Origin of the sequence: Aquimarina algiphila (genome assembly GCF_947494415.1) — a bacterium.
Lineage (GTDB): Bacteria > Bacteroidota > Bacteroidia > Flavobacteriales > Flavobacteriaceae > Aquimarina > Aquimarina algiphila.
The window spans coordinates 122,296-134,050 of record NZ_CANLVC010000003.1 but is presented as its reverse complement, the minus strand read 5'-3'; the positions used below and the strand labels follow the sequence as shown (position 1 = coordinate 134,050).

At 32.2% G+C, this 11,755-nt stretch carries 11 protein-coding genes; 1 reads left to right on the top strand and 10 read right to left on the bottom strand.

What is annotated here, in order from left to right; genetic code table 11:
• Positions 1-52: 52 nt before the first annotated feature.
• From PQF96_RS06495 to PQF96_RS06450, 10 genes are all read right to left on the bottom strand, one after another.
• Positions 53-778: a hypothetical protein gene (locus PQF96_RS06495; RefSeq protein ID WP_271765479.1), complete on the bottom strand. Its 726-nt coding sequence runs from the start codon at positions 776-778 to the stop codon at positions 53-55.
• Positions 779-868: 90 nt separating this feature from the next.
• A complete protein-coding gene (locus PQF96_RS06490; RefSeq protein ID WP_109434718.1) occupies positions 869-1,237 on the bottom strand; it encodes a cupredoxin domain-containing protein in 369 nt (122 codons plus the stop codon).
• A 110-nt stretch (positions 1,238-1,347) separates the two neighbouring features.
• Positions 1,348-1,896 carry a carboxymuconolactone decarboxylase family protein gene (locus PQF96_RS06485; protein ID WP_109434719.1) on the bottom strand — a complete coding sequence of 183 codons (549 nt, stop codon included), beginning with the start codon at positions 1,894-1,896 and terminating at the stop codon, positions 1,348-1,350.
• Positions 1,897-2,055: 159 nt separating this feature from the next.
• Positions 2,056-2,211, bottom strand: coding sequence for a hypothetical protein (locus PQF96_RS06480; protein ID WP_160114052.1), 156 nt, complete (start codon positions 2,209-2,211; stop codon positions 2,056-2,058).
• A 227-nt stretch (positions 2,212-2,438) separates the two neighbouring features.
• A complete protein-coding gene (locus PQF96_RS06475) occupies positions 2,439-2,810 on the bottom strand; it encodes a DoxX family membrane protein (protein ID WP_143917964.1) in 372 nt (123 codons plus the stop codon).
• Positions 2,811-2,858: 48 nt separating this feature from the next.
• Entirely contained in the window at positions 2,859-3,332 is a 474-nt protein-coding gene (locus tag PQF96_RS06470; RefSeq protein WP_109434721.1) for a hypothetical protein, read from the bottom strand.
• Between the two features lie 108 nt (positions 3,333-3,440).
• On the bottom strand, positions 3,441-4,292 hold the full coding sequence (locus tag PQF96_RS06465; RefSeq protein WP_271765478.1) for a helix-turn-helix domain-containing protein: 852 nt from the start codon (positions 4,290-4,292) through the stop codon (positions 3,441-3,443).
• A 238-nt stretch (positions 4,293-4,530) separates the two neighbouring features.
• Positions 4,531-5,736, bottom strand: coding sequence for a carboxypeptidase-like regulatory domain-containing protein (locus tag PQF96_RS06460; RefSeq protein WP_271765477.1), 1,206 nt, complete (start codon positions 5,734-5,736; stop codon positions 4,531-4,533).
• Between the two features lie 111 nt (positions 5,737-5,847).
• On the bottom strand, positions 5,848-6,894 hold the full coding sequence (locus PQF96_RS06455) for an alpha/beta hydrolase family protein (RefSeq protein ID WP_271765476.1): 1,047 nt from the start codon (positions 6,892-6,894) through the stop codon (positions 5,848-5,850).
• An 80-nt stretch (positions 6,895-6,974) separates the two neighbouring features.
• Positions 6,975-8,879 carry a lipoxygenase family protein gene (locus PQF96_RS06450; protein ID WP_109434725.1) on the bottom strand — a complete coding sequence of 635 codons (1,905 nt, stop codon included), beginning with the start codon at positions 8,877-8,879 and terminating at the stop codon, positions 6,975-6,977.
• 674 nt (positions 8,880-9,553) lie between these two features.
• On the opposite strand from PQF96_RS06450, the gene PQF96_RS06445 reads away from it, so the two are divergent.
• A complete protein-coding gene (locus PQF96_RS06445) occupies positions 9,554-11,731 on the top strand; it encodes a toxin-antitoxin system YwqK family antitoxin (protein WP_271765475.1) in 2,178 nt (725 codons plus the stop codon).
• Positions 11,732-11,755 lie beyond the last annotated feature (24 nt).

The following is an 11,755-nucleotide window of genomic DNA, read 5'->3' as shown; positions in this document are numbered from 1 at the left end:
CTCTCAAGTACGTCATAACTTGAGAGGTTTTAATAAATTTAATGTTGTTGCTTTATTCCATAATAACTGCTACATCTGTAAAGTAAAGTTTCCAATTTCCATCTTTACGATTATGAGTTTTAGCAATTTTAATTCCATTAAAATTTTGATAATCTTCCCATGAAGTAATCAAAGAAGGTTCTGCTGTATTTCCTTGTCTGAAGACCCATTCTTTAATAATAAAATCTCCTTTAAAATAAAAGTCATAGGCATCACCAGGTGTATATCCTCCTTTATCTTTATATACAATGGTTAACTTTTGCATTTCGGTGTTACTGATAGGAGCAATTGCTTTTACTTCGTGTTTTGAGGTAAAGCTAGCAGCATCCCATACCAAATTATAAGGGGCTAATAACCAATATTTATCATTTATAAATCCTTGATCTGCCTTTATAGAAGTGCTATCTAACTGAGTTCTGTTATATGTAATGGTATCTTGAGCAGAAGTTAAAGTCACCATATCATTTTTTGGTTTCCAACTCCATGAACGTGCATAATGGCTACTGTCACGATCGATGTTAAAAGTAAATTTTAGTTCTTTTACTTTGTCCCATTTTTGTAGACCATTAGCATCAGCAATGGCCTCTGCTGTTGTACGAATTTTTTCTCTATCACTTTCTTTTGCCAATTCTGGATCTCTTACTTCTACGTTATCATCATAAGATTTTTCTTTTTTGACTTCTGTTTTACAAGAGGATAAAAACAAAATTAACAATCCCAATACAAATATATTTTTCATTCTGATTGATTTTTGGCAAAAATATAAAAAGAAAAACCTTGCTAATCTAGATTAACAAGGTTTTAAGTATTTATAAAAAAATTAGAATATTTACTCTACAACTAATTTATATTGTGGAGTTTTATTTAAAGGACAAAAGTATGTGTACGTTCCTTTTTCTAATTTTACCGTTTTAGAACTTTCTGTTTTACCTTCAGCAACTACTTTAGTTACATATGCTGCAGCAATATGATTTTTAGCATCAGAAACATCTTTTCCTTCAGGAACTAAAACAAAACCAACATCTGTACCTGCTTGGTTATTAGTAATGTTAAATACATAACTTCCTTCAGATAATTTTACTTCTTTCTGAGTGAATTCTCCCTTAGTTTGCTCTAAAGCAACTGTTTTTACTTGTTGTGCTTGTGCACTAAAAGTGATGGCTAAAATAAATGTGAATGCTGTGATTAACTTTTTCATGATTTTACTTATTTATTTAAATTATTTACTGATTTTAAAATTATTCTTAAAAAAGGAGGGTAGTATATATGCCCTCCTTTTTGTGGAGTATCTATCTTAGGTGGTTACACTTATACCGAAGCGGTTTCTAGTGGTTGAGCAACTGGAAAATCTACAGGAACCTTAGTTGTACTGTGTAAGTAGTTAGAAACAGTTTTGTCTCCTACTAATACGATAGTATCTATTAAATTTCCTTTGGTATATCCTGCTGCTAATAAATTATCTACTACATCTTGATCTGCTTTTCCTCTGTTTTCTGTAATGTTTTTTGCAAATTTAGCCAGTGCATCAAGCTTTGTATCAAAAGAAGCTCCTCCTGCTCTAAGTTCTAATATTTGTTCATCTGTAAATCCATTCATTTTTCCGATAGCTGTGTGTGCAGATAAACAGTAGATACAATCATTAACTTGACTAACTGCAAGATTTACTACTTCTTTTTCTTTAGCAGAAAGTGATGTTTTTGCATTTGAAAAAGTTAAATAGTTTTCTAATGCTGTATCACTATGTGCATAGGTTGCATATAAGTTAGGTACAAAACCTAATCCCTTATTAAGGTTGTCAAATATTGCCTGGTTATTGGCGCTTACTTCATCTCTTGTTGGTACATTAAATGTGCTCATAATTTTTGTGTTTTTTGATCCCAAAATTTTTTCGGGGTTTATTATTATTTATTTTATTATTTTAATTTAACACTGCAAAGATCTGGCAGAAATAAAGGGTGTAAAATGAATGTTTTTCCCGATCACTTGTCAAATCTTCCCGAGTTACTTTTTTATCATCTATTTTTGAATAAAAGGCCGTTCTGCATCACAATAGAAATCATGAATACCTTTTTGTTCGCAATGTGTTTTGGCGTGAATAGAATTGATTACTTTTCTTTTTCCCTGACGAAAAATTTCGATTAAATTGAAAATTGATTTATTCTGAATGTTCATATACTTTATTTTAAAATTTTGATTCCAAATTAGCTTGGGATCTATTATTTAATGTTTAATTTCTGGTACAAAGATGCATTACAAAAGAGAGGAAAGAAATGAATGTTTTTCCCGAGGACTTGTCAATTTTTCCTAAAAAAGAAATACCCCCACGATTGTGGAGGTATGCTTAATTTTTTGAGGTTAGGATTGTAGTACTATATAACCCTATACCCTATAATATATGATTAAAAGAATTTAACTTCTTTTCTTTTTGTCCATAAGATAACTGCACTTAAGAGAAAAGTTACCACAGCAGTGATAAAAAGAACCCCACCATCATTATTAACTTCAAGCCCAAGTTTTGTAATGTGCATCATAATGGCCCCTCCTATAATACCAAGTGTTAACATGGCACCTACCCATGCAGTTTTTGGTATTAAAAGCAAAATTCCGGCAATAAGTTCAGTTATTCCGGTTCCTATTCTACCATAAGGCTCTAGTCCAACTTTTGTAAAAATATAAACACTGTCTGGGTGAGCTGTAAATTTAAATCTGAGGGTTTGAATCAAAATTATTGCTACGAGGATTCGTAGTAATAGGGGTAATTTTTTTTTCATTTTTGTTTGTGGTTGTTGTTTAATTAGCTTGTTTAGTATAATCTTATACTACAAAACACTCGGCAAAGCGTCTATTTTCCCATTAAATGTATTCTTTCTTGAGTACATATACAATTCTTCAAGGTTATTGTCTTTTTTAAATTGGTGCATTAATTCGGGTAATCTATCGTTAAGGAATTTTGCAAATGCTTCTGCATCAGAACTTCTATTCGCTCCTTTACGTATCGTTTTTAGATAAGCAGATGCCAATATTTCAAGATTACTTCTTTCAGAAAGAAACAGCAAATAATCTTTATCTTGTTTTGCTCTTTGTATTTCTATTCTAAAATTGATCTGGTTTGTAGCAATTAGTCGACCATTAAAGTTGCTAAAATTATTTGTGTATACCACTTCTTCAGCATTTTTACTGAGGTATACAGTTTCTAGCTCATCTTCATAAATTATCTGTGCGTTGCTTACAGAAGCTGACAGAAATAAGATACTAAACAGTGCTATTTTGATAGTGTGAATCGAAGTTTTCATATCTATATATTTTACCCGAATATATTTCGGAGATTTTACGTTGTTTTTATAGTACAAAGTTGGGGCAAAAACAAATATGATATAATGGCACTTTTTCCTTAAAGCTGGTCAATATTTCCCTGCAGGTTCTGGTTTTAATTGTTTTTTGAACTCTGAAGGAGAAAAGGACGTATGCTTTTTAAACATTCTGCTAAGATGAGAAGCGTCTTCGAATCCTATTTCGTAGGCGATCTCTTTAGCAGTTTTGTCTGTATAGATAAGTAGGCGTTTGGCTTCTAAAATTACGCGATCGTGAATAATCTGCAAAGGACTTTTCTTAAGTTTAACAAAATTATTAGATAATGTCTTGGGTGACTTAAATAATTTCTCAGCATAAAACGCTACAGAATGTTCCTTTCTAAAATGTGTATCTACAAGAATATTAAAACTTCTGATAAGATCAACTTGATCATCTAATGCCTCAAAATTATGCTGTTGTTTAATAAGTCGTGTTGTTGTAATGATAAATCTAGCCATTAACATGCGCAACATTTCTGCCTGTATAGTATCTACCGTATCTAACTCATCCAAAAATACACTGTGTAACTGGTCTAGTTTATTGCGTTCTGTAACATTGAGCTTAACGATTGGAGTAACCGCACTATTACCATAAAAAAGTACACCCATACAGCTTACTTCTTTATCATGATCTTTAATACAGTAAAACTCTCTATTAAACTGATATGTGATTAGATCAGATCCGCTAATAAATTTAAAATATTGATCTGGTGTTAATACAACAATAGTATCTTTTTCGACCGTAGTCAAAATTCCGTCAATCTCCATAATTGCATCACCTTCTCTAGCCCAAATAAAAGTATATAAAACTATAATTTCTGATTTGGTATACGATTGTAATAATTCTTCGTTACCAACTTTTAGTATAGCTTCGGTCGAAAATTCTTTAAACTCCTTGATCATGTTTACTAAGTCGGTTTTTGTGTGATTTCATTACATGGATAAAGGTCGTAATTTTTTAAATTTTATTAAACATAGATAAGAGATAGATTTTTAAGATTTTACTAGGAATAATGTATGGGAATCTATTGTGTATTTTGAAGGTATAAATAAAACATCAAAATTTATAATAAGTCAAATATTGTATGATTTTAAATTGTGAGTATACGGATAACAATTATTAATTATTATATAAAGACAATTAATTAATCTTTTTTAGCTCTTCAATAATTTTGCTCTCTTTTTCGGTTTGTTGAGGTGCATTATATGTTGACCAAAATTCCTGGTTATAGGGTCTTGCCTGATTTTCTATGCTAGTACTAATCTTCATATTTCTTGTAAAAGGATATTGGGCTACGTTATCAGTAATAATCTTATTGATAAAAAGCTCTTTTTTAGGCTTTTTTATAAATAAGAGTTTTTGTGATTCTAACCCTTTAAATATTTTCCAGGTATCTTCTTCCTTTTGATATTTTAGATACATTTTACCTTTATACTCCTGGTATTCAAAAATTACATTATAATACACTTGTAGTGCTCCGTTTGTAAATTTTCTTCTCCAGGATCTGTTATTGATAGCCGACCTTGTTAATTCCATTTTCACAAAGGCAAAGGTTTCTGTATCAATATACAGTATGGCTTTTTGAAATGGTTTATCGATCCCGATAATTTTATAGACATATCTTTTGTTATAGGGCAGAATACTTTCAATTTCATAATTCCAACCTTTTTTTGCTCTAATAGGACCATAATCAAAGCGAATGAAATCATCTTCGATCAAGTCCATAATCGAATTCTTACGCTCTTCATTCGCATTCCATGGATGTTTTTCTGCAATCTGACTTGTTCGTACTTCCACCAATTCTACAGAAGGTTCAATTTGTTTGGTGTAACCTTTATAATACAATTTTGCCGCACACTCCAGGTACTCCACATACTGATCATCTTCATTTTGAAGATCTCTCACAAAACCTTCTAAGATATAAGGTTGATTGGGGTAATTATTCTTTATACTCTTATATGCTTTTTTAATAATATCCTTTGCAGTAAGCGCTTTCTTTTTGGTAGAAGTGATCACTACTTCGTCCAGGCTATTAACTTTAGAACTCAATATGATTTTTTGATGATCAGAAAATGTATGTGCTTTTTTCTCAATAGACTCATATCCAATCATAGATACTATTATTGAAGCATCTTCTTGCCCTTTGGGAACATAAAAAGTAAAATAACCTTCTTCATTTGAGGTTGTTCCTATAGCTAGATCTTTAATATAAATAGAGGCATAAACAATGGGTTCATTGGTTTCCTTATCCAAAATCTGTCCCGAAATAGTTGTAGTGCTTTGCTGCGCAAAAGCCGATGCCGAAACTATACAAAGAATACAATACCAATATAATGTTCTGTTCATATGCTCAAGACGAATGTGTTTCTTTTTTGTTACAAGATACACCAAACTATAGTTATACCGTTTCTTATAAGAAACGATATAGGAAACTCAAAAATATGAACATATCTTTATTTACAGGTTCTTTTCAAAAAAATCAAGAGCGAGTTGCATGGTTTGTTGATGTATTTCCTTGCGATTTACCTCAGGATGATCGATAGTAATTTCTGGAGCTACTTTTTTTCCAAATTCTGTGGCTTCGTTTAAGAAAATATAGTGATCGACATGTTCTCCAAAAAGATGAATTTTACTTGTAGGGATTAAATTGTGATAATGTATTGCATTATGCTTAACAGGCGTATTAGTATCTCCTTTTCCTGCAACAATGTATACCGGTGCAGTGATGGTTTCGGTTTGTTTTTTAGAATGAAAACCAAACCCTATAGCAGGAGCCATTACAAAAAAGGCTTTTATACGATCATCTTTTACATGATCTTTATGGGTGTTATAGGATGCTACAATCAAACTATCAGTATCAAAATCTATAATCTCATCGGTTTGGGGAAACTCTGGAGGCATCTCACGATCCGTATCAGACTCATCACTATCTTTCACCTCTCTATCTACATAACCACCTGCTAATGCAATATTAGTATATCCTCCCAAAGAAAAACCAACTCCACCAATTTTAGACCGATCTATTTTAGGTCCAATTTCTGTATCTTCTAGAATTGTAGTAAGTGTATATTTGATATCAATAGCACGTTCCCACCATTTTACAAATTCTCTGGGCAGTTTATTAAAAGTAGAATTACCGTAGTGATCTACAGAGACTACGATATATCCTTTTTTGACAATGTCTTCTATAAACCAGGTAAGAGAAAAACGATTGCCCCCTGTACCGTGAGAAACAAGTAATAGTGGAAATTTTCCCTCTGGCATTGATGCATTAGGAATTGTCTTGATGTTTTTAAAAAGTTCTTTACGGGTGCTTTTAGTTTCTTTTGTGATTAAAGAATCATAGGTAGGATACCATATTTCTGTAACTATTGGGCGATCCCTGGATTCGTCGACAATAGTAGTTGATTGTTGTCCTATATTAAATGTTTTTTCTTTTTCTTTCTCCTTGGCACAAGAAAATAATAAGACCAAAGTAAATGATAGTAGAAGTACTTTTTGCATGAATATTAGGTTAGTTGTTTACAGAAAGATAGATCAAAACAAGATTTGTTACACTTGATACGATTATGTTGTGATTTTTTTTAGGTTTCAATATTTCTAGGCCACTGATATAGTTGTGCGGCTCCGGGTTTTTCATAAGAATGTATAAAACCTTCCAGGAATTCCCTAAAATTAATAAGAGCTGCATTACGAGGTTCTTTAGGATCATTACCCCAGATTAGTTCTGTTTGATTACCAGCAACGGGTAGAAAAGGAATGTAAGGAGAAGAGAACACAAATGTGAATAAAAAGGTAATCATTTCTCCAATAGTCCCTGTTTTTGGCAGATAGGTTAACAAATCTTCAGTAGGAAGGTCGTTAGTTGGTAGAGGAATATCGGTCCGTTGTAAACAAGGCGGGGAGTTAGGAACAAATGAAAGCACGGGATTAGCGGTTGCATTTAATCTAGAAGCTCCATGTGCTGTAAGTCTAAAAACAAGACTTTGTAAGGTTGTAATCAGATTTTTACGACTATCAGGTGTTGGAATCCCAGCTACATTTCCATCAGAAGGGTCAGAAGAAGCGGCAATCCAGGCCTGAATTTGTTTGTCGGCAACTACCTCTTGGTCATTAGACCACGTCTGATTTACAAATGCAGTTACATAGGTTTCAACCGCATTAAAAACGGATAGCAATTCTCCTGCAATAGGATATTGATCCCAATCGGTTTTATTTGAAAAGTCTTCCTTTTTAATACCATTGTTTTGCAAGGTAGTATTAGGGTCATCTTGCAGAAAAGATCTTCCCTTAGCAAAAGTATCTGTCATGTTAAGAAACTCAGAGGCACTGCTTACCGAGGTTGGCGGTGCGATTCTTTTCCATAGCAGGAGCAGAGTATCGTTAAAAGGAATAATAAACTCGCTTTGAGGAGCCATAAATACCCGTAAAGGATGTGTTTCCTCGACGTGATTATGTAAAGTCATTAATAATGCAGCAGAAACAATATGCCAATGATATACATGTCCCATCCATATTCCGTATAAGGTGATCGAAGTTTTGGCGGCCATTAGAGCATACAACCATGTTCCATTTGTACAGACTCCAAAAGAGTAGATCGTGTTTCCTTTATTTTCGGGATTGATGATCAATACTACAATAGGTCGCAAGGATTTATCAGGATTTTGCGCTAATAGCGTAAGAGTAGCAGGAGTATATCTGGGGTTACCTTTTACATGGCTTATAGGAAGCGTAGCGTACATACGAAGATCGATGGCATATAGTAATTGATCGCTTAGTAAAGTTTCAATTTCTGATGTCCAGGCATCTCCAAATACATTTTTATAATCAGTAGCTCTGGTATCATTTACTTTTTCAAGAATTAGTAAATTATAGGCAAATCCATACTTTGCAATAGTAGGCCAGAAAACACGGTTAGCAATGGCCACATCGGTCATCGTACCCATCATGTCGGGCAGAAATTTCTGAGCATTATGATACACACTATTAAAAGTAGTCCATGACATTGTAAATTGCTCAGGTTTGGTAAGAGAAAGCATAGTGATTGGATCTTCATCATTACTAGCCCTTAGATGTTCACTCGCATTCATTCGGTTTTTCAATTTAGCTGGGTTAAGCTCTACTTTAACCGATGATTTTTCGAGATCAGCTTTTAGCGATAGACGATCTGCATGTGCTTCTGCTTCAACATCTTTACCTCGCCCATATTGATATGAGTATCCATTAGCATTGTATTCATCAATTTGATATGTATTATTCATGCCCCATTTGGCCTGGGTAGTAGCATTAGCCCGTAACCCCAGTCTTACCAGGGTGCCGGGAATTTCACCTAATTGATAAGGTACTGCAGGGATATTTTTATATCCCAATTCTTGTAACGGAAGTTTGTGAATAAACGAACCGTATTTTTTACGACGTTTTAAGAAATAAAAGATTGCTCCGGCGATTAGCAATATGCCAACAATAAGTAAGATGATTTTTAAGCCCATGGTTATAAATTAGTGGTTAAAGAATAATTTTATGATATCGTTAATCTTTATTGTATCCTAATGTAATTGCCGGGGCCATGTATAATAACGACTGCTATTATTTTCCTTCTGTTTTTGTCTTACTAATTTACCAAAAGATTTGTTATCAGTTATATAGAAAATCAAAATAAAAGAAAAAATGTACAGGAGATAATATAAAAAGGTGAGAGGGTCTATAGAATTAGATAATAGTATTGTTGGTCACAAAAGTAAACCTGGATTTGCAAGTAAAAGGCAGTTTTTTTTAAATTATCAGCTCAAATGACTTCTTTTGTTGATTTTAAAAAATTATAGGGTGTTTGGCAAATATATATTAAAGAAATGCAAATATACATTACAAATAATCTGATTTTTCCAAATCAGGTATATTAGGGTTAAAATTATAATTGGGATTCTGGTAACTGCGTAATTTTTATAACTCATTTGATTGATGCATTAGTAAAAAGATAAGAAACAACAATTTCATAAACAACTTTGGCATTATGTGATTATTTATTTCAATTAACAATACTTCTTATGCACAAGAACTACATTCAAGAGTACCTTCGCTGAAAGAGTTTGAGAGTAAAAAAAATGAATTGACAATTGATGAACAAAAGAAAGTGATGGATTTTAGATATTTAAGTTTTTTTTTCATGTTTGCGCTAAGTTTTTTACAAAGCTATGCCCAAGAAAAAAGTGTTATTTATTTTGATGAGGAATGGAATAAAACCACAAAGGATAAAGCGACGTATTATCGAAACATACCTCTGGAAATAAAAGATGATAAAGTTCTCATTAAAGATTATTATATATCAGGTCAACCTCAAATGATAGGTTGGGCAGATAAGGATAATGAAGATGATTTTATTGGAGAAGTACGATGGTTTTATGAAAATGGAAACGTTAATATTATAAGTAATTATCATTATGGAAATCTAGATGGCGAGCATAAAGAGTTTTATGAAAATGGAAATAAAAAATTTACAGTTAATTATGAAGGCCAACTAAAAGAGGGAGAAGGGAAATTTTTTAATAAACAAGGAATTTTGACTTCTAGTGTAATGTATAAAAATGATAGACCCTACGAGGGAACAACAAATTGCTTTGCTACTTACAAAGAAGGAAAGAATATTGAGAGAAAATTATATTATGAAAACACTACACAATTAGCGTATGAAAAACATACTGCTAAGACTATAGTGACAGAACTGTACTATAGAAAAAACGGGAAAAAGATAAGAGAGGTGATCACTGATCTGGAATTAAAAACACAAGATCGTTTTAAAGGAAGTTATTACCCAGGAAGTAAATGCGGTTATGTAGTAGGAATGCGTCATTTTCAGAATATAAAAAACGGTAAATTAGAAGGCGAAGAAGAATTTTATAATCTAGATGGTAGTGTCCTTTATCATGGTATAAATAGAGATAATAATCCTTATGATGGAACTTTTTATAGAAAGAAAAGAGGTGTCATACATGTGACTACATATAAAAAAGGGATAAAGACAAAAGAAAAAATACTATATAATAGTAAGACAATAGCTATAGGAACCTATGTAAATGGTAAAAAACATTCAGGAACCTTTATTAGTGAAGCAGAAATACACGGTTGGGTATGCAGTAAAATCTCTACTCTTAAAGAAGGAAAAGAGGAAGGTAAACAGGTGTTTAAGCGTTTAAAAAATGAAGAACTATTAGCATATTATTATGCTAAAAATGGAGTAAAAGATGGGGAGAGTTATGATTATGATCGCGATAATGATACTGCTTATATCTTAAGTTATACAAAAGGGATTCCGACGGAAGGCAAACTTCTGAAAGATAATGGAGATGTTTTAATTTATAAAGAAGGTAAATTAGACAAGAGGAAAGTCAAAGCAAAAACCAAAGGGATTACGTTTTTCGAAATTTATAAAAATGATCAAAAAATAGGAGTTGAGTATACTGTATTTGAGATCGACGGACAAATAACACAAACAGGTACCTATCAAAACAATCAACCATATCAAGGTTATTTTTTAAGAACAATTTCAGACGTCGTAGTACTTCTTGATTATTATGAAAAAGGAATTAGAAAGTATCAATATGCTATATCAAATATTAAAGAAAATACAGAGTTAATTGATATTCCTTTTAAATCAATTTATAAAAACAACAAGATACATACTGGAGCCAAGTATGAAATGATTAATGATGGTATTCGTATTAAAATCTTAGAAAAAGGAAAAATAAACGCCATTAGTATTTGGGTATTTGCAATGCACTATGCAAATAATCTTATTTTAAAGAAAACAGATGAGGGTATGGAGATTGTCGAGATACAGAACCCAGACTTGAAAATAGTTGTTGGTAAAGAATTTATCTCGTTAACCTATAAAGAAGAAATAGTAGATCAAAGAAAGAGAAATACAACCAACAATTTCATTAACAAAGGAATTGCATTCTATTTAGAAAAAGGAGTTTTAAAATCAGATATTTCCTGGAGCTTCTCTTCAGAGACCTTAGAAAAAATACAAAGCAAGAGACATGAATGGTTTAGGAGTGACTTTGTATTAGATATGTATTCGGGATTACCACCAAAAAATACAATTGAGTCAACTTTTAAAAAATTTAGCAGAGGCAATCTCGGGAGAGATAACAAGAGAGATTATATATCACATATTTTTTATGATGAAGTTGGTCAACCTGCCAAAGGGATTCTTATAGAAGAAAAAAAAGAGCTGTTTAATGCCAAACTATATCTTCAAAACAAAGTAAAAGAATCAAAGAAAAGTTTAACGATTGATGTGCTGAAAGAGCAGATTAGCATCTGGCACAAAAAATATAATTAATAATGTAGAAGGAGAGTGCTCTTC